At 75.4% G+C, this 18,729-nt stretch carries 13 protein-coding genes and 1 pseudogene; 10 read left to right on the plus strand and 4 right to left on the minus strand.

The annotated features are described in order from the left end of the window. Positions 1-193 precede the first annotated feature (193 nt). From ACRAKJ_RS16770 to ACRAKJ_RS16800, 7 genes and pseudogenes are all read left to right on the plus strand, one after another. Positions 194-1,684: an ABC transporter substrate-binding protein gene (locus ACRAKJ_RS16770; RefSeq protein ID WP_438921762.1), complete on the plus strand. Its 1,491-nt coding sequence runs from the start codon at positions 194-196 to the stop codon at positions 1,682-1,684. After that, positions 1,681-3,381, plus strand: coding sequence for an ABC transporter permease subunit (locus ACRAKJ_RS16775; RefSeq protein WP_438921763.1), 1,701 nt, complete (start codon positions 1,681-1,683; stop codon positions 3,379-3,381). Before ACRAKJ_RS16770 ends, ACRAKJ_RS16775 begins: the two co-directional genes overlap by 4 nt. After that, a pseudogene (locus tag ACRAKJ_RS16780) lies at positions 3,378-3,935 on the plus strand (MFS transporter); the annotation flags it as partial. The gene ACRAKJ_RS16775 and the pseudogene ACRAKJ_RS16780, both read left to right, overlap by 4 nt. Before the next feature lie 55 nt (positions 3,936-3,990). Then, on the plus strand, positions 3,991-4,578 hold the full coding sequence (locus ACRAKJ_RS16785) for an MFS transporter (RefSeq protein WP_438921764.1): 588 nt from the start codon (positions 3,991-3,993) through the stop codon (positions 4,576-4,578). 60 nt (positions 4,579-4,638) lie between these two features. Further along, positions 4,639-5,388 carry an alpha/beta fold hydrolase gene (locus ACRAKJ_RS16790; RefSeq protein WP_438921765.1) on the plus strand — a complete coding sequence of 250 codons (750 nt, stop codon included), beginning with the start codon at positions 4,639-4,641 and terminating at the stop codon, positions 5,386-5,388. A gap of 177 nt (positions 5,389-5,565) precedes the next feature. Then, positions 5,566-10,137, plus strand: coding sequence for a HAMP domain-containing protein (locus tag ACRAKJ_RS16795; RefSeq protein WP_438921766.1), 4,572 nt, complete (start codon positions 5,566-5,568; stop codon positions 10,135-10,137). A gap of 43 nt (positions 10,138-10,180) precedes the next feature. Then, positions 10,181-12,610: a SpoIIE family protein phosphatase gene (locus tag ACRAKJ_RS16800; protein ID WP_438921767.1), complete on the plus strand. Its 2,430-nt coding sequence runs from the start codon at positions 10,181-10,183 to the stop codon at positions 12,608-12,610. Positions 12,611-12,620: 10 nt separating this feature from the next. Here the strand turns inward: ACRAKJ_RS16800 and ACRAKJ_RS16805 are convergent, their stop codons facing one another. Together ACRAKJ_RS16805 and ACRAKJ_RS16810 are read right to left on the minus strand one after the other, a co-directional pair. Continuing rightward, positions 12,621-13,382, minus strand: a complete 762-nt coding sequence (locus ACRAKJ_RS16805) for an SDR family oxidoreductase (protein WP_438921768.1) — start codon at positions 13,380-13,382, stop codon at positions 12,621-12,623. Beyond that, entirely contained in the window at positions 13,379-13,801 is a 423-nt protein-coding gene (locus tag ACRAKJ_RS16810) for a VOC family protein (protein WP_438921769.1), read from the minus strand. Before ACRAKJ_RS16810 ends, ACRAKJ_RS16805 begins: the two co-directional genes overlap by 4 nt. A gap of 70 nt (positions 13,802-13,871) precedes the next feature. Between ACRAKJ_RS16810 and ACRAKJ_RS16815 the strand changes: the two genes are divergently transcribed. Then, a complete protein-coding gene (locus ACRAKJ_RS16815) occupies positions 13,872-14,540 on the plus strand; it encodes an FCD domain-containing protein (RefSeq protein WP_438921770.1) in 669 nt (222 codons plus the stop codon). On the opposite strand, the gene ACRAKJ_RS16820 is transcribed toward ACRAKJ_RS16815, so the two are convergent. Further along, positions 14,537-15,274: an ANTAR domain-containing protein gene (locus ACRAKJ_RS16820; protein ID WP_438921771.1), complete on the minus strand. Its 738-nt coding sequence runs from the start codon at positions 15,272-15,274 to the stop codon at positions 14,537-14,539. The genes ACRAKJ_RS16815 and ACRAKJ_RS16820 overlap by 4 nt on opposite strands. A 173-nt stretch (positions 15,275-15,447) precedes the next feature. Here ACRAKJ_RS16820 and ACRAKJ_RS16825 point away from each other — a divergent pair, with 173 nt between their 5' ends. After that, positions 15,448-15,723, plus strand: coding sequence for a DUF3040 domain-containing protein (locus ACRAKJ_RS16825; protein ID WP_438921772.1), 276 nt, complete (start codon positions 15,448-15,450; stop codon positions 15,721-15,723). Between the two features lie 15 nt (positions 15,724-15,738). Here ACRAKJ_RS16825 and ACRAKJ_RS16830 read toward each other — a convergent pair whose 3' ends face one another. Further along, complete coding sequence (locus tag ACRAKJ_RS16830; protein WP_438921773.1) at positions 15,739-16,941, minus strand: glycosyltransferase; 1,203 nt, start codon at positions 16,939-16,941, stop codon at positions 15,739-15,741. Positions 16,942-17,307: 366 nt separating this feature from the next. On the opposite strand from ACRAKJ_RS16830, the gene ACRAKJ_RS16835 reads away from it, so the two are divergent. Beyond that, positions 17,308-18,705, plus strand: coding sequence for a SpoIIE family protein phosphatase (locus ACRAKJ_RS16835; RefSeq protein ID WP_438921774.1), 1,398 nt, complete (start codon positions 17,308-17,310; stop codon positions 18,703-18,705). Positions 18,706-18,729: the final 24 nt, after the last annotated feature.

Raw genomic sequence — 18,729 nt, forward strand, 5'->3', positions numbered from 1 at the left:
TCCGGCCTCAAGGCCCAATCGGGCGTGATGCCGGTCACATCACTGCTTTTTCGACGGACGAGGTGACCCTCGGTGGGATGAACGGCGGATGCCGTGTGCTGTCCCACACGGACTTTGAAAACGATAATCGTCTGTTTTAGGTTCCCGGGGTCCGTCGCCGAACGCGCGAACACCTGAACACCCCGGGAACCCCATGCACCCCCGTTCGTCCCTGCCCGCCCTCGCCCTCGTCGCGGTCTCCGCCCTCGTCGTCGGCGGCTGCTCCGCGCACGACCCGACCGCCGCGGGGACGGACGGCCGCATCAAGCTCGCGATGCTGCAACCGCCCCGGTCGGGCCTGTCGCCGTTCAGCGACGACGCGTTCAAGCTGTCCCGCTGGTCCACCGCGGAAACGCTGATCACCCTCGACGAGGACGGCAACGCCGGCCCCGGGCTGGCCACGGCGTGGCGGCGCACCTCCGACCTGGCGTGGGAGTTCGACGTCCGGCCGGGCGTGGCCTTCCACGACGGCACGCCGCTGACCGCCGCCGCCGTGGCGAACACCCTCACCAGGGCCGCCGCCGCCGCGCCCAAGCCGCGCATCCTCGACGGCGTCGCGCTCACCGCCGAGGCGGCCGGGGACCGCGTGGTCGTCACCACCGGCGAGCCCGACCCGCTGGTGCCGCAGCGGTTGTCGTCGCCGCAGCTCGCGATCCTCGCGGGCAGCGCCTACCGCCCGGACGGCTCGGTGGACCCCGTCGGCACGGGCACCGGGCCGTTCCGGCTGGTCGCGGTGAACGGCACGACCACCGCCACCCTCGACCGGCACGACGGCTACTGGGGCCGCAAGGCCCGCGCCGCCGGGATCGACGTGTCCTTCGTGCCCGACGGCACGGCGCGCGCCGCCGCGATCCGCAGCGGCGAGGCGCACATCGCCGAGGCCGTGCCGGTCTCCCAGGCCGCGCTGCTCGACCCGGCGACCATCACCGAGGTGCCGATGCCGCGCACCAACACCCTCTACCTCAACACCACCTCCGGCCCGTTCCGCGACCCCGGCCTGCGCGCCGCCGCGCGCGAGGCGATCGACGCGGGCGAGATCGTGCGCGGCGTCTACGAGGGGCGCGCCGACGTGGCGGCCGGCCTCCTCGGGCCCGCGCTGCCCTGGGCCGCGGCGGGCCGCACCGCGCCGACCGGCCGGGCCGCCGCCGTCCCGCCGAACGGCGCGAGGATCACCCTGGCCACGTTCTCCGACCGCGCCGAGCTGCCCGAGGTCGCCTCCGTGCTCCAGCAGCGGCTGGAGGACGCCGGGTTCGTCGTGGAGCAGGTCGTGCGGGAGTACGCGCACATCGAGGAGGACGCGCTGGCCGGGAAGTTCGACGCGTTCGTGCTGTCCCGCGCCACCGTCCTCGACTCCGGCGACCCCGTCGCCTACCTGCGGTCCGACTTCACCTGCGACGGGTCGTTCAACATCGCGCGGCTGTGCGACCCGGCTGTGGACGAGGCGGTGCGCGCCGCGTCCCTCGCCGAGGCGGGCGACGGGCGCCGGGCCGCGATCCTCGCCGCCGAGGCGGCCGTGCTGCGGACCGACGCGGCGATCCCGATGCTGCACGAGCGGGTCGTGCAGGGCGACGCCCCGTCGGTCGCGGACTCGGCCAAGGACCCGCGCGAACGCGTGCTCGTCACGGTCGACACCCACCTGCGGTGATCGCGCCCGCCCTGTCCCGCGCCGGCGCGCTCGCCGTCGTCGTCGCGGCGGTCGGCCTGCTGCCGTGGCTCGCCGGGCGCGACCCCGCGCTGTCCGTGCTGCGGGCCCGGTCCGCCGAGCAGGAGCCGACGCGCGAGGCCCTCGACGCGGTGCGCCGCGACCTGGGCCTGGACGCGGGACCGGTGGCGCTGTTCGGCGACTGGCTGCTCGGCGCGGCCCGCGGCGACCTGGGCCGCTCGTGGGTGACCGGCCGCCCCGTGCTGCCGTCGGTGCTGTCCGGGCTGGGCGCGTCGGCGACCCTGGTGGCGGCGGCCCTGGCCGTGGCGGTGCCGCTGGCGGCGGTGCTGTGCGCGCGGACCCTGGCGCGCGGCGCGCGGGGCGAACCGGTCCGCGCCGGCGGGGGAGCCGCGGCGCTGCTCGCCGCCGTCCCCGAGTTCCTGCTCGCCACCGGCCTGCTGGTGGTGGTGTCGGTGTGGTGGGGGTGGCTGCCGCCCTACGGCTGGCGGGGCGTCGAGCACGTCGTGCTGCCCGCCCTGGCGCTGGGCGTCCCGGCGGGCGCGGTGCTGGGGCGGCTGGTCGACGACGCGCTGCCCGCCGTGTTCGAGGAGCGCTGGGTCGTGCTGTGGCGGTCGTGGGGGTGCGCGCCGCGGGTCGTCCTGCGGGCCGCGCTGCGCCGGGCGCTGCCCCCCGTGCTGCCGCAGCTCGGCCTGGTGGCGGTGGGTCTGACCGGCGGCGCGGTGGCCGTCGAGGTCGTGTTCGCGGTGCCCGGACTCGGCCGCACCGCGCTGGGCGCGGCCGAGTCGCAGGACCTGCCGCTGCTCCAGGGGTCCGTGCTGGCGCTGGTGCTGCTGGGGTTCGCGGGCGGGGTCGCCGCGTCGGCCGCGCGCCGCCGCGTGCTCGGCCCGGCCCTGCGCGCCGCCGCCCTCACCGCGCCGCCGCCGGTCGCCGGCCGGGTGCGGCCGGTCGCGGTGGCGGTGGCCGCGCTGGTGCCCGCCGTCGTCGTGGGCTGGGGCCTCACCCGCGAGCCGCTGCGCCTGGACACCGCCGCGCGGCTCGTGCCACCGGGGTGGGCGCACCCGCTGGGCACCGACGCGCTCGGCCGCGACGTGCTCGCCCGCGTGGGGCACGGCGCGCTCGCCACGCTCGGCGTCGCGCTCGTGGTGTGCCTGTGCTCCTACCTGGCCTCCCTCGCGCTCGGCCTCGTCCCGGGCGTCGCCCAGGGGCTCGCGGAGACGGCCAACGCCGTGCCGCCGGTCATCGCGGGCCTGCTCGTCGCCGCCGCCGCAGGGCCCGGCGCGGTGGGCGCGGCCGTCGCGGTCGGCCTGGTGTCGTGGCCCCCGCTCGCCGCGCACGCCGCCGCGCTGGTGCAGGAGGCGCGCGCGGCCACCCACGCGGAGGCGCAGCGCGCGCTCGGCGCCCCTCCACTGTGGACGGTCACGCGGCACGTGCTGCCCGCCGTCGCCGGGCCGGTCGCCCGGCACGCCGTGCTCAGGCTGCCCGCCGTCGCGCTGGCGACGGCCTCGCTGGGCTTCCTCGGCCTCGGCGCCCAGCCGCCCGCCCCCGAGTGGGGCCTGCTGCTCGCCGAGTCCCTGCCCTACCTGGAACGCGCGCCCTGGGCGGCCCTGTCCCCGGCGGCGGTGCTGCTGGCGCTCGCCGTCCTCGCGGTGTCGCTGTCGGGCGCGCGGGGGACCTCGTGACCGCCGCGCCGCGCGGGCTGGTCGAGCTGCTCGTCGGCACGCAGTTCGCGTTCAACCTCGGCTTCTACGCCGTCCTGCCGTACCTGGCGACCCACCTCACCGGCGAGCTGGCGCTGTCCGGCTGGCTGGTCGGGCTCGTGCTGGGCCTGCGCACGTTCAGCCAGCAGGGCCTGTTCGTGGTCGGCGGCGCGCTCACCGACCGGTTCGGGCCCCGGCCCGTCGTCCTGGTCGGCTGCGCGCTGCGGGTCGTCGGCTTCGCCTGGCTCGGGTTCGCGGGCGGCACGGCGTCGGTCATCGCCTCGGTGCTGCTGGTCGGGTTCGCCGCCGCGCTGTTCTCCCCCGCCGTGGAGACCGAGGTCGCCCGGCAGGCCGTCGCCCGGGAACGGCTCACCGGCGTGCCGCGCACCCGGCTGCTCGGCCTGTTCCACGCGGCGGGCCAGGCGGGCGCGCTGATCGGCCCCGTGCTGGGCGCGTTCCTGGTCGGCACCGGGTTCCGCGCGGCCTGCCTGGCCGGCGCGGCCGTGTTCACCGTCGTCCTGCTGGGTCACCTGGTGCTGGTGCCGCACCGCGCGGCGGTCGTGCCGGAGCCGTTCGCGCGGGCTCCCGGACGTGCTGCGGCACCGGCGCTTCCTCGCGCTGTGCGCGGCCTACGGCGCCTACCTGCTGCTCCACAACCAGGTGTACCTGGCGCTGCCCGGCGAGGTGGCCCGCGCGACCGGCGGCCAGGCCGCGCTGGGGTGGCTGTTCGCCCTGTCCTCGGCGCTGGTCGTCGTGGGGCAGGTCCCGGTGTCGCGGTGGGCCTCCCGCGCGCTGACGCCGCGCGCCGCGGTGCTGCTCGGGTTGGCGCTGCCGGCCGCGGGCTGCGCGGGGGCGGCCGCGCTGCTGCCGGTGCGGGCGCTGGGCGGGCTGCTGCCGTCGCTGGTGTTCGTCGTGCTGCTCACGGCGGGGCAGGTGCTGGTCGTGCCCGCCGTGCGGGCGTGGGTGCCCGACCTGGTCGACGAGCGCCGGCTCGGGCTGTACTCCGGCGCGCTGTCCTCGGTCGCGGGGCTGCTGGTCCTGGTGGCGGGCGCGCCGCTGGGCGCGCTGTTCGACGTGGGCGGGCCGCTGCCCTGGCTGGTGCTCGCCGGGGTCGCCGCGCTGGGCGCGGCCTGCGTGCCGCGGCCCGTGCCCGTCCCCGTCCCCGTGCCGGTGAAATGAATCGGTTTCGGGTGTGGGCCCGCGCGGTAAGCCTTCCGGGTGATCGGGAGGAGTCGACGGGTGCGGTGCGAAGAGCCGTTGCGGGTCCGGTGGAACGCCGGGGTGCGCAGCCTGGAGAAGGGGGGCGGGGACGGACCGGCGGTGGTCGTCGTCCCCGGCCTGGGTGCGCTGGGCTACCTGGTGGACGCGGTGGCCCGGTGCGGTGAGCGGACCCGTGCCGCGCTGCTCGACCTGCCCGGGTTCGGCCACCGCCCGCCCCGGCCGTGCCGCCCCGAGGTGGAGGCGGTCGCGGGCGCCGCGGCGCGCTGGCTCGACGCCGCCGCCGGCGACGCGCCCGTCGTCCTGGTCGGGCACTCGACGGGGGCGCAGGCGGCGGTCCACGTCGTCGCGCAGCGCCCCGACCGGGTGGCCTCGCTCGTCCTGATGGGGCCGACGTTCCCGCCGGAGCAGCGGCGGTTCCCCGGCCTGGCCCGCGCCTACGTGCGCAACTCCCGCCGCGAACCGCCCGGCCTGCTGCCGGTGACCTGGCCGTACTACCTGCGCGGCGGGCCCCGCGCGCTCGCCCGGTTCGTCCGCTCGGCGCAGCGCGACCGCCCGGAGGAGGTCCTCGCCGGGGTGCGCTGCCCGGTGCTGCTGCTGCGCGGCGAGCACGACGCGTTCGCGCCGCGGGGGTGGGTGGACCGGCTCACGGCCGCCGCCCCCGACGGCCGGTCGGTCACCCTGCCCGGCGCGCACACGTTCCCCTACGAGCGCGGCGCGGAGACCGCGGCGCTGATCGCGGAGGCCGCCGGGCGCGTCCCCCGCCCGTGACCACCCGGGACCACCGGATCGGTCGGCCCGGACGCCTCGCGGGTGGTGGGGGATCGCCGTGGCGGCACGACGGTGGCGGCCCGTCGCGTGTACGGTTGCCGGGACGCAAGCGCCCGTTCAACTCAGAGCGGGCGCTTGTCGCATCTCTGCGCGGGTTCGGCGAGGAACGAGGGTGGCATGGCCGGAACGACGGTCGGAGGCGGCTCGACCGCCGCCAAGCGGACGACGAGACAGGCTGCGAACGCCGCGGACCAGCCGGAGCTGCGCCAGTTGCTGGCCGGGCTGACCGCGGTCCGCGACGGCGACTTCGGCACCCGGCTGCCGGACGACTCCGGGGGGCTGCTCGGCGAGATCGCCACCGTCTTCAACGGCATGGTCGACCAGCTGTCGCTGTTCACCTCCGAGGTGACGCGCGTGGCGCGCGAGGTCGGCACGGACGGCCGGCTCGGCGGCCAGGCCGAGGTGCCCGGCGTCTCCGGCACGTGGGCGGACCTCACCGACTCGGTGAACGCCATGGCGGGCAACCTGACCTCGCAGGTGCGCGACATCGCGCAGGTCGCGACAGCGGTGGCGCGCGGCGACCTGTCGCAGAAGATCGACGTGGACGCGCGCGGCGAGATCCTGGAGCTGAAGGAGACCGTCAACACGATGGTCGACCAGCTCTCGTCGTTCGCGGCCGAGGTGACGCGCGTGGCGCGCGAGGTGGGCAGCGAGGGGCGGCTGGGCGGCCAGGCCGACGTGAAGGGCGTGTCCGGCACGTGGCGCGACCTCACCGACTCGGTGAACTTCATGGCGGGCAACCTCACCGACCAGGTCCGCAACATCGCCCAGGTGACCACGGCCGTCGCCAAGGGCGACCTGTCGCAGAAGATCACCGTCAACGCGCGCGGCGAGATCCTGGAGCTGAAGAACACCATCAACACGATGGTGGACCAGTTGTCGTCGTTCGCGGACGAGGTCACCCGCATGGCCCGCGAGGTCGGTACCGAGGGCATCCTCGGCGGTCAGGCCGACGTGAAGGGCGTCTCGGGCACGTGGCGCGACCTCACCGACTCGGTGAACTTCATGGCGGGCAACCTGACCGACCAGGTGCGGTCGATCGCGCAGGTCGCGACGGCGGTGGCGCGGGGCGACCTGTCGCAGAAGATCATCGTGACCGCGCGCGGCGAGATCCTGGAGCTGAAGAACACCATCAACACGATGGTGGACCAGCTCTCCTCGTTCGCGGACGAGGTCACCCGCGTCGCCCGCGAGGTCGGCACCGAGGGCCGGCTCGGCGGCCAGGCCGACGTCAAGGGCATCTCGGGCACCTGGAAGGACCTCACCGAGTCGGTGAACGTCATGGGCGACAACCTCACCGCCCAGGTGCGCTCCATCGCCCAGGTCACCACCGCCGTGGCGCGGGGCGACCTGTCGCAGAAGATCCGGGTGGACGCGCGCGGCGAGATCCTGGAGCTGAAGGAGACCATCAACACGATGGTCGACCAGCTCTCCGCGTTCGCCGACGAGGTGACGCGCGTGTCGCGCGAGGTAGGCACGGAGGGCAACCTCGGCGGCCAGGCCACGGTGCGCGGCGTGTCCGGCACCTGGAAGGACCTGACCGACAACGTCAACGTGATGGCGTCGAACCTGACCGGCCAGGTGCGGTCGATCGCGCAGGTCGCGACGGCGGTGGCGCGCGGCGACCTGTCGCAGAAGATCACCGTCGAGGCCAAGGGCGAGGTCGCCGCGCTGGCCGGCGTGATCAACACGATGGTGGACACGCTGTCCGCGTTCGCCGACGAGGTCACCCGGGTGGCCCGCGAGGTCGGTACCGAGGGCATCCTGGGCGGCCAGGCGCGCGTGCCGAACGTGGCGGGCACCTGGAAGGACCTCACCGACAACGTCAACTCGATGGCGAACAACCTGACCAACCAGGTGCGCAACATCGCCCAGGTCACCACCGCCGTCGCGCTCGGCGACCTGTCCAAGAAGATCGACGTCGACGCCCGCGGCGAGATCCTGGAGCTCAAGACCACCATCAACACGATGGTGGCGCAGCTCTCGTCGTTCGCCGACGAGGTCACGCGCGTGGCCCGCGAGGTCGGCAGCGAGGGCAAGCTCGGCGGCCAGGCTGAGGTCGAGGGCGTCTCCGGCACCTGGAAGCGGCTCACCGAGAACGTCAACGAGCTGGCCGGCAACCTCACCCGCCAGGTGCGCGCCATCGCCGAGGTCACCAGCGCGGTCGCCGCGGGCGACCTGACCCGGTCCATCACGGTGGTCGCCTCCGGCGAGGTGGCCGAGCTGAAGGACAACATCAACTCGATGGTGGAATCGCTGCGCGTGTCCACCAAGGCCAACCGCGACCAGGACTGGCTCAAGACCAACCTGGCCGGGATCTCCGGGCTCATGCAGGGCCGCCGCGACCTGGAGGTCGTCGCCGAGCTGATCATGGACGAGCTGGCGCCCCTCGTCTCCGCCCAGTACGGCGCGTTCTACCTGTCCGACGACGCGCCGGAGAAGCCCGAGCTGCGCCTGATCGCCTCCTACGGCGGGCCGTACGGCGACGACGAGCCGGACGCCCGCCCCACCCGCTTCCGCTTCGGCCAGTCGCTGGTGGGCCAGGCCGCGCGCAGCCGGCGCACCATCGCGGTCGACGAGGTGCCGCCCGGCTACGTCTCGGTGACCTCCGGGCTCGGGCAGACCGAGCCCAGCGACCTCGTCGTGCTGCCCATCGTGGTCGAGGGGCAGGTGCTGGGCGTCATCGAGCTGGCGTCCGTGCACCGGTTCACCCCGATCCACCGCGACTTCCTCGAACAGCTGATGGAGACCATCGGCGTCAACGTCAACACCATCGTGGCCAACGCCCGCACCGACGAGCTGCTGGAGGAGTCCCAGCGCCTGGCCGCCGAGCTCCAGACCCGGTCCAGCGAGCTCCAGAAGCGCCAGGAGCAGCTCCAGGAGTCCAACGCGGAGCTGGAGGAGAAGGCCGCGCTGCTGGTGTCGCAGAACCGCGACATCGAGCGGAAGAACCTGGAGATCGAGCAGGCCAGCTCCGAGCTGGAGGCGCGCGCCAAGCAGCTCGCGCTGGCCTCGAAGTACAAGTCGGAGTTCCTGGCCAACATGAGCCACGAGCTGCGCACCCCGTTGAACAGCCTGCTGATCCTGGCGCAGCTGCTCGCCCAGAACCCGACCCGCAACCTGACCCCCAAGCAGGTGGAGTACGCGGGCATCATTCACTCGGCGGGCTCGGACCTGCTCCAGCTGATCAACGACATCCTCGACCTGTCCAAGGTCGAGGCGGGCAAGATGGACATCACGCCCGAGCGCGTGGCGCTGCGCCAGCTGCTGGACTACGTCGAGGCCACGTTCCGGCCCATGACGACGCAGAAGAGCCTCGGGTTCCGCATCACCACCGCGACGGGCGTGCCCGCCGAGCTGCTCACGGACGACTCGCGGCTGCGGCAGGTGCTGCGCAACCTGCTGTCCAACGCGGTGAAGTTCACCGAGGCGGGCGGCGTGGAGCTGCACATCGAACCGGCCGACGCCGCCGAGCTGCCCTCGTCGGTGCGGCGGCACGGCCAGGCCGTGGCGTTCCGCGTCGTCGACACCGGCATCGGCATCGCCGAGCAGCAGCTGGAGTCGATCTTCGGCGCGTTCCAGCAGGCCGACGGCACGACCTCGCGCAAGTACGGCGGCACGGGCCTGGGCCTGTCCATCAGCCGCGAGATCGCCTACCTGCTCGGCGGCGTGGTCACCGCGCAGAGCGAGCTGGGCAAGGGCAGCACGTTCACCCTCTACCTGCCGGTCGCGCGCCCCGAGTTCCAGGAGCTGCCCCCGGTCGAGCACGTCCGCGAACCGGCGGCGCTGCCCGCCGCGCAGGACCCGACCCCGGTCGAGCCCGCCGCCCCGCAGCCGCACAAGCGCAGGCTGCTGGTCATCGAGGAGCGGCCCCAGGGCCTGCTGTCGCTGGTCGCGCAGAGCGCCGTCACCGACCTCGCGGACAGCAACGACCCGCGCGGGCCGGTCGAGGTGATCACCGCCGTGGACGCCCGGGAGGCCGCCGCGGTGCTGGCCGCCGAACCGTGCCACTGCGTGGTGCTGGAGCTGGACATGCCCGGTGACGAGGCGCTGGCGTTCCTGGAGGCCAGGGACGGCGACGCCGGCGCGCGCGCCGTGCCGGTCCTGGCGCACAACACCCGGCGGCTGACCACGCAGCAGGAGACCAGGCTCCAGTCCGGCGCGGCGGACCGGCCGCTGGAGCTGCTGTCCAGCCTGGACGAGCTGCGCGAGCGGATCGCGCTGCACCTGACCGCCGAGGTGCCCGGCGACGTCCTGCCGCTGGTGCGGCACGAGGACGCGCGGGCGCCGGAGCCGCGGCCGTACGAGAGCGGGCTGACCGGCCGCACGGTGCTGATCGCCGACGACGACGCGCGCAACCTGTTCGCGCTGAGCAGCATCCTGGAGCTGCACGGCATCGCCGTGCTGCACGCCGAGAACGGGCGCGAGGCCATCGACGTGCTGACCGCCCACCCCGAGATCGACCTGATCCTGATGGACGTGATGATGCCGGAGATGGACGGCTACGCCGCCACCGCCGCCATCCGCGCCATGCCCCAGCACGCCGACCTGCCGATCATCGCGGTCACCGCGAAGGCGATGCCGGGAGACCGGGAGAAGAGCCTCGACTCGGGGGCCAACGACTACGTCACCAAGCCGGTCGACTCCGACGACCTCGTCACGTGCGTGCAGCGGTGGCTGGACCGCTAGTGGCCCGACCCCCGGACGCCCGCCGCCCCAGAGGAGACCGTGAGTGCACACACCCGGAACGCCCGACACAGGACCGCCGCTGACCACACCCGCCCCGAGCGCGCCGACCGCGCCGACCGGCCCGGCCGCCCTCGGCGCGCAGACCGCGCCCGCCGGCAGCGGCGCCGGACTGAGCAGGCTGGCGGCGACCGTCGAGCGCCTGTCCCGCGAGGTGCGGGAGGCGCACGCCGTGGCCGACGGGCGCGCGCTGATCGAGATGGCGAAGGGCGTGCTGGTCGAGCGGCTGGGGTGCGGTCCGGCGGAGGCGTCCCGGCAGCTCTCGCTGCTGGCCGGGCAGTCCGGCGTCGGGCTGCTGGAACTGGCCGCCGACGTGGTCAACCAGGCGGCGCGCGACCGGCTCACCGAGGTGGCGGGCGACCTGCTCGCCGACCGGGCCGACGTGGCCGGGGCCTACGAGCCGGCGCGGTCGGCGGCCGTCCGGCTGCGCACCGCGGAGAGCGGCGCGCTGGCGGCGGGCGACACCCAGGCCGTCACGGAATCGCTGTTCGAGCACGCCCTGGCGCCGCTGGGCGCCACCGCCGTCGCCGTCTGGTCGGCGGCGATGGACGCGTCGCTGACCCTGCGCGGCTCGGCCGGGTTCGCGCCGGAGGAGGCCAGGCGCTGGCACTACGTGCCGCCCGGTGTCGCCACCCCCGCCCGCCGCGCGCTGGCCGAGCGGTCGACGGTGTGGCTGCCGGAGCTGGCCGAGTCCGGCCTGCCGTCGATCGGCGGTCGCGACCTGGTCGGGGCGCGGGTCGCCGCGCCCGCCGAGTCCGGCGGCCGGGTCGTCGGCGTGCTGGAGATCTGCTGGCCGCGCCCCCTGCCGCCGCAGCCACCGCAGATCCGGCGGCAGGTCGAGGCGCTGGCCGAGCTGTGCGCGCACACGCTGGACACCACGCCGCCCGCCGAGTATGGCGCGCCCGTCCCGGACGAGCTGGTCGACCTCGCCGACAGCCTGCTCGACCCGGCGTTCGTGCTGCGCCCGCACCTGTCGCCGACCGGGGAGCTGGCCGACTTCCGCATCGACCACGCCAACACCCGGTTCGTCGACCTCGCCGGCCGGCCGCGCGGCGCGGTGACCGGGATGCTGCTGCTGGAGGCGTACCCGCTCGCCGCCGGGCAGGGCGCGCTGTTCGACAAGGTCGAGCGGGTGCACGCGACCGGCGAGCCGTTCCGCGCCGAGCGCATGACGCTCACCGCCCTGGTCGACCAGGTGCCGCTCACCGCCGTCGCCGAGATCGGCATCACCCGGCACGGCGACCGCGTGCTCGTCGTGTGGCGGGTCGAGGACGAGACCACCCGCCTGGCCGACCTGCTGCACCACGCCCAGCGCCTCGGCCGGATCGGCGGGTTCGAGGAGGAGGTCGGCGGCGGGCGGATCACCTGGAACAGCCAGCTGTTCGCCCTCTACGGCCTGGAGCCGACCGACGACCCCGTGCCGCTGGCCGGGCTGCCCGACCACTGCCACCCCGACGACACCGCGACCATCACCCGGTTCCTGCGCACCGTGCTGCACCACCGGCGGGCGGGCTCGGCGGCGTTCCGGTTCCAGCGGCACGACGGGATCGTGCGGCACATCAGGGTCATCGCCGAACCCGTGGTCGACGCGGCGAACCGCCTGCTCGCGGTGCGCGGCGCCTACCAGGACGTGTCGGCGCAGCACTGGACCGAGGTGGCGCTGTCCGCCACCCGCGACCGGCTGGCGCACACCGAGCAGCACGCGGCCGAGCAGAGCAGGCTCGCGCTCCAGCTGCAACGGGCCATCATGCCGCTGACCGCGCCGTCGTTCGACGCGTTCGACCTGCGGGTGGCCGTGCGGTACCGACCGGCCGAGCAGGAGCACCTGGTGGGCGGCGACTGGTACGACGCGGTCGTGCTGCCGTCGAAGCAGGTGCTCGTGTCGGTCGGGGACATCACCGGGCACGGCATCAAGGGCGCGACCGGCATGGTGGTGCTGCGCAACGCGCTGCGCGGCCTGGCGGCGACGGGCGCGGGCCCGGCGCAGCTGCTGGGCTGGCTGAACCTGGTGGCGCACCACCTCACCGACCACATCTTCGCCACGGCGGTGTGCGCGCTGTACGAACCGGACACCCGCGTGCTGCGGTGGGCGCGGGCCGGCCACCCGCCACCCGTGCTGATCCGCGACGGGCGGCCGTCCGCGCTGTCGACGTTGCGGGGCATCATGCTCGGGGCCATCTCGGAGGCCGAGTACGAGGAGGGCGAGCTGGTGCTGCGGTCCGACGACACCCTGCTGCTCTACACCGACGGCCTCATCGAGCGCCGCGACACCGACCTCGACCAGTGCCTCGACGACCTGCTGACCGACTGCGCGGCCGAGGTCACCTCCCTGGACGACCGCCTGGACCACCTGCTGGCGCACAGCCGTGCGGACACGGACGACGACACCTGCGTGGTGGGCGTCCAGCTGACCTGACGCGCGCGGGTCAGGGGCGCAGGTGGGAGGCGCCGTTCAGGTCGAGGACCGCGCCCGAGGCCCAGGTCGCCTCGGGGGAGGCCAGGTAGACGACGGCGGCGGCCACCTCGTCGGGGGTGCCCACGCGGTTGAACGGGCTCTGGCCGCGGACGGCGTCGCCCGTCGCGCCGGTGAGCTTGTGCGCCTGGCGGTCCGTCGAGACGAACCCCGGCGCGACCGAGGCGACCGCGATGCCGTGCGGCGCGAGCGCCAGCGCCAGCGACTGGCCGAACGAGTGCAGCGCCGCCTTGCTCGCCCCGTACGCGGGGTCGTCCGGCTCGCCGCGGAACGCGCCGCGCGAGCCCACGTTCACGATCCGCCCCGGCACGCCCCGCGCGACGAGGTGGTTGGCCACCCAGTAGGTCAGGTTGGCCGCGCCCAGCAGGTTGACGTCCAGCGTCCGCCGCCACACCCGCTGCCAGTGCTCGTAGGACACCCCGGTCACCGGGTGCGCGGTCTCCGGCGTCGGCGCGACACCCGCGTTGTTCACCAGCACGTCGACGCCGCCCAGCGCCCCGCCCGCCTCCTCGGCGACCCGCCGCGCCGCGTCGGGGTCGGCCAGGTCGCCGCGCACCAGCACGTGGCCCTCGCCGGGCAGCGCGGCCAGGGTCTCCTCGGCGGCGGCGAGGTCGTGCGCGAAGTGCACCGCCACCCGGTCGCCGAGCCGGGCGAACGCGCCCGCCGTCGCCCGGCCGATGCCCCGCGACGCCCCGGTGACGAGCACGCCCCTCACTTGGCGAACACCTGCGACTCGTCGCGGAACGCCTTGAACTCCAGCGCGTTGCCCGCCGGGTCGAGCAGGAACATCGTCCACTGCTCACCCGGCTCGCCCGCGAACCGCTGGTAGGGCTCGATGACGAACGCGGTGCCCGCGGCGCGCAGCCGGTCGGCGAGGGCGTGGAAGCCGTCGACGGTGAGCAGGAGGCCGAAGTGCGGCACCGGCACGTCGTGCCCGTCGACGGGGTTGCTGCCCGCCCGCGCGGACGCGGCGGGGACGACGTGCGTCACCACCTGGTGGCCGTGGAAGTCCCAGTCGACCCAGGTGTCGGACGAACGCCCCTCGGCCAGGCCGAGCACGTCCCCGTAGAACGCGCGCGCGTTCCCGAGGTCGTCGACCGGGATGGCCAGGTGGAAGGCGGGACGGGTGCTCATGGCGCTCCTCCGGGAGTGGGGTGGTGCTCCCACGGTGGACCGGGTGATGACCTGATGTCAACATTACGACATGAGCACACCGTTGCCGAAGGCCACCCGACGCGGGCTCGCGGAGGAGTCGGCCGACCGCGTCCGCGACGCCATCTTCGCGGGCCACTTCCCGCCGGGCGCGCCGCTGCGCGAGGTCGAGTTGGCCGCCTCGCTGGAGGTCAGCCGCGGTTCGGTGCGGGAAGGGCTGGCCCTGCTCGAACGCGAGGGGCTGGTGCACAGCGCGTGGCACCGCGGCACCACGGTGGTGGAGGTGACCGCCGAGGACGTCGAGGAGGTCTACACGGTGCGCGCCGCGCTCGACCGGCTCGCCGCGACGACCGCGCTGCGCAAGGCGGGCGACGAGGAGTTGGCGCTGCTCGACGGGCTGGTCGACGCGATGGCGGGCGAACTCGCGGGCGGTGGCGACGGCCCGCGCCTGCTCGCCCTGGACATCGCCTTCCACGACGCGGTCTACGCCGCCGCCGGCAACCGCAGGCTCACCGCGGCGTGGCACGCCGTCCGCTCGCAGGTGCGCCTGTTCCAGCTCCGCCGGATCACCCTGGGCCACGCCCACTACCGGGCGCGGGTCGTCGCCGAGCACCGGGAGCTGGTGGCCCTGCTGCGCGGCGGTGACGCCGACGCGCTGGCCCGCGTCGCGGAGGAGCACGTCGACTCCGCCCGCCGCAGCCTCCTCGCCCACCTCGCCTAGCGTGCCGCGGGGGTCAGCCGGCCGGTCTCGACGAGCTGCTGCGCCAGGTCGCGCAGCTTGGTGTTGCTCTGCTGGCTGACCCGCACCAGCACGGAGAACGCCTGGTCCGCGGTCAGCTTGTGGCGCTCCATCAGGATGCCCTTGGCCTGGCCGATCAGGTCGCGGGTGTGCACGGCCTCGGTCAGGTGCTCCTCCTTGCGCGCGTCGGCCATCGCCACGGCCGCGTGGCTGGCGAACAGCACGCCGACGTGCCGCGAGTCCTCGTCGAAGCCGCGCTCGTCGGGGGAGTAGAGGTTGAGCGCGCCGAGGTCGTCGTCGCGCACGTAGAGCTGGAACGACAACATGCTGTGCACGCCGGTCGCGTGCGCTCGGGACCCGAAGACCGGCCACCGCGCGTCCGCCGCCAGCTCCGGCACGCTGACCACCTTCTCGGTGAACAGGGCGGTCAGGCACGGTCCCTCGCCGGCCTCGTACTGCAACCGGTCCACCTCGAACACGACGTCGCCGGTGCCCGACACGGTCCGGATCTCCCGCCTGCCCACCACGGTCATCAGGCCGGCGTGCCACGCGCCCGGGATGGTCCCCACGGCCGCGCGCACGATCTCGTCCAACGTCTCCTGCGTGCCCTTCCGGGCGTGGAGGTCCTGGGCGACCTCGCTCAGCCGCACCGCCAGGTCGTGCCGCGTCCCGGCCAGGTCCGCCGGCCGGTCGCCCCGCGACTCGGCACCAGTCATGTCGTCGCCTCCGCTGCTCGGTGATCCCTGGAGTGCCCGCTGCCGCCGCGAACCATGCCCGGTCGAGCGGACCGCCGCCACCGGGCAGGTGGCTCCCGGGACACCGACGGGTGAGCCCCGGCATCGACGGCGCCGGGACGGGTAAGCGAGACCGGGCACCGAGGGAGGTCGGCGTGGACGCGCGTTACGTTCGGGACCAGCTCCGCGGGATCGAACGGCGGCTGACGAGGACCGACCCGGGGTTGGCCGCGCTGCTCTCGGGCCGCCCGGCCCGGGTGCCGGTGACGCGCCGCCGGTGCTTCCTCGCAGGCCTGGTGTGCCTGGGCGTGGAGTGCGTGGTGCTGGGCCTGCTGCTGGCGCTGCCCCTGGTGTTCGCCGGCCTGCTGCTGCTCCTGGTCGGCGCTTTCCTGCACGCCACCCGCCACGCCGACCGGGGGCGTGACGGGTGACGTGGCGGACATGCCCTACCCCACGGCGTCGATGCCCTCCTCGACGAGGGGCATCACCTCGTCGAGGCCGGTGACCCGCAGGTAGACGCGTTCCACGTCCTGCGCGACCCGGGCGGTGGCGTAGCGGGAGGCCACCCGGTCCGCGCCCGCGGTGCCGTACGCGTCGCGGCGGGCGTGGTCGGACAGCAGTTGGCGCAGGGTGCCGGTGAGCGCCCTGACGTCGCCGGGCGGGACGAGCAGGCCCGTCACGCCGTCGACCACCACGTCGGCCATGCCGCCGGCGGGTGTGGCGACGACCGGCACCCCGCACGCCATCGCCTCCAGCGCGACGGCGGTGCTCTCCACCTCGTCCGGCACGGTGACCAGCACGTCCGCCGAGCGCAGCAGCGCCGGGAACGCGGCGCGGTGCACGGGGCCGACCAGGCGCACGCGGTCGCCCGCGCCGCACCGGAGCGCGTGCTGCCGCAACCGGCGCACCCGCTCCTCCAGCGCCTCGGGGCCGGCGACCGCGCTGCCCACGACGACCAGTTCGGTGTCCGGTGCCGCCCGCAGCGCGGTGACCAGGTCGTCCACCCCGTCGCCGGGGCGCAGGCCGACCACCGACAGCACGCGCCGGGCCAGGCGCTTCCCCGCCACCGGACCGTCGGGGGTGAACCTCTCCACGTCCACCCCGTGCGGCACCACGGACACCTGCTGCCTGGGCACGCCCGCGCGCACCAGGTCGTCCAGCTCGGCGGTGTGGGCGGCCAGCACCCGCGCCGCCTCGCGCGCGAGCAGCCGTTCGGTGCCGGCGCGCCGGCGCTCGACCGGGGCGCCCAGGCGTTGCCGCAGCACGCCCAGCCCGTGGAAGTCCTGCACCACGGGCACGTCGAACCGCCGGGCCGCCAGCACGGCGGCCAGGCCGGAGGCCCACCCGTGGGCGTGGACGACGTCCGGCCGGTCGACCGACCACCGCCGGTGGAGGGCCCTGGTGAACGCGTCGAGGTCCGCTTCCGCGCCCGGTGACCCGGCGTCCACCTGGAGGACGTCGTAGCCCTGCCGGGCGGGCACCCGCTCGGGCGCGTCGGGGAAGTCGCGGCGGGTGTGCACGACCACGTCGTGGCCGAGCGCGGCCAGCGCGGCCGACAGGTCGGCGACGCGCTCGACCGATTCGCCGACGGGACGGGGCGCGGCGACGGACAGGGGGTTGGCGTCGACCGACACCATCGCGACCTTCACGGCGTGCGCACCCCCTCCGTGAGGGTGATGCGCTGTGCCGGTTCGCGGCGTGGGAGACGACTCACGTGATGACACGACCTCTCCTGGAAGGCCCACCGGGCCCTGTTCGGAGCAGGCTGTCGTCTCAACCCACGAACCCACCGTAACCACATCGACACTTCACCGCCACTCGGAGTGCCACCTCGGCATCAGGGTGGTGCTCGCGGTACGAGGTTTGGCGCCACCCCCCGGCGGGGAACAGCAGGTCGGTGAGCGGAAGGTGAGGCGGTGCCGCACGTCCTGTTCCGGGAAGAGGGGCCGGCTGTGCTGTCCACCGCGGTGACCGGTCCGCCGTGCGGTCCGCCCGGCGCGAAGCGCTGAGGCCGGGTGCTCTCCGACCGGCACGACCACCAGCGCGAAGCCCTCGCCCACGCGGCGCGGCGCACCGAGATGCCGCTCGAAGACCTGTGGATGCGGTACTTCTCCCTCGGCGGCGACGTGGGCCTCACCGAGATCGAGGCGTACCTCAGCGGCCTGATGGACCTGCCCCGGTTCGACCGGGACGTCCTGGCGCACGTGGTCAACGAGAGGCTCGACGAGCTCGCCCGCCTCCACCGGGTGCCCTACAACCGCGAGGTGCGCGACCCCGAGCCGCGCGGCCGACCCCTGACCGCGCTGGTCGGGCTCATCGAGGACGCCGAGACCGCGTCCGTCGACCGGGTGGCCGCCCTGGCCGGGGCGGCGGGCCGGGTGCTCGGCGTGGGGATCGTCGTGCACCTGGTCGACCGCGACCAGCGCTGCCTGTTCGCGCTGGCGGGCGGTGGTCCGGGGATGGAGCTGGGCACCACGCCCGCCGGGCGGGCCTACCGCACCGGGCAGCCGGTGGGCGCCCGCGGCGCCGCCGGGTCGCGGCTGTGGGTGCCGCTGGTGGACGGCGTGGCGCGGCTGGGCGTGCTGGAGGTCGCGTGCGCCGAGGACGACCTGGACGACCCCGGCCTGCGCACCCAGTGCCGGTGGGTGTCGCGCCTGCTCGGGCGGCTCGTCGTCGCCCTCGGCCGGTTCGGCGACGCCGTCGACCACCGCGGCGACCCGCCGCGCCCGGTGCCCGCGGAGCTGGTCGGCGCGCTGCTGCCGCCGCTCACCGGCGCGTCCGGCCCGTTCCGGGTGAGCGCGCTGCACGAGCCGTCCGGGCGCTGCGGCGACGCGTTCGACTACACCCTCTCCGACACCGCGGCCGGCCTGGCGGTCTTCACCGCCGACGGCCCCGAACCGGGCCTGGCCGCGGCCACCGCGCTGGCCGCCTACCGCCGTGCCCGGCGGACCGGGCACGACCTCGTGGACCAGGCCGGGGCCGTGGACGAGGCGTTGGGCTCGCACTTCGGGCGGGGCACCTCCGCCACCGGCGTGCTGGCGGAGCTGGACCTGCGCTCCGGACGGCTGCGCTACGTCAACGCCGGCCACCCGGAGCCGCTCGTGCTGCGCGCGGCCCGGACCGTGCTCCCGCTGCCGGACGGCGCCCGACCGCCGCTGGGGCACCCGCCGACCGGCCCGCCGGACGTCGGCGAGTCGGTGCTGGGCAGGCAGGACTGGCTCCTGCTGCACACCGACGGCCTGACCGGGCGCGTCGCCCCGGACCGCCTGGCGGACCTGCTGCGGGCGGAGGCCGCCGCGGTGACCACGCCGCCGGAGACGACCCGGCGCCTGCTCGGCGCGCTGCGGGCCGACGCGCCGCCGGGGCACGACGCCACCCTCCTGCTGGCCCGCTGGACCGGCCTGGCCCGGTGAGCGCGCGCCCCGGCCGGTACCCTC

The organism is Saccharothrix sp. DSM 118769 (assembly GCF_052936295.1).

What these genes read in the sequence shown, in the direction of transcription:
- ACRAKJ_RS16770 (WP_438921762.1), top strand. Translation starts at nt 194, where the DNA reads ATGCACCCCCGTTCGTCCCTGCCCGCCCTCGCCCTCGTCGCGGTCTCC.
- ACRAKJ_RS16820 (WP_438921771.1), bottom strand. Translation starts at nt 15,274, where the DNA reads ATGACTGGTGCCGAGTCGCGGGGCGACCGGCCGGCGGACCTGGCCGGG.
- ACRAKJ_RS16815 (WP_438921770.1), top strand. Translation starts at nt 13,872, where the DNA reads ATGAGCACACCGTTGCCGAAGGCCACCCGACGCGGGCTCGCGGAGGAG.
- ACRAKJ_RS16810 (WP_438921769.1), bottom strand. Translation starts at nt 13,801, where the DNA reads ATGAGCACCCGTCCCGCCTTCCACCTGGCCATCCCGGTCGACGACCTC.
- ACRAKJ_RS16795 (WP_438921766.1), top strand. Translation starts at nt 5,566, where the DNA reads ATGGCCGGAACGACGGTCGGAGGCGGCTCGACCGCCGCCAAGCGGACG.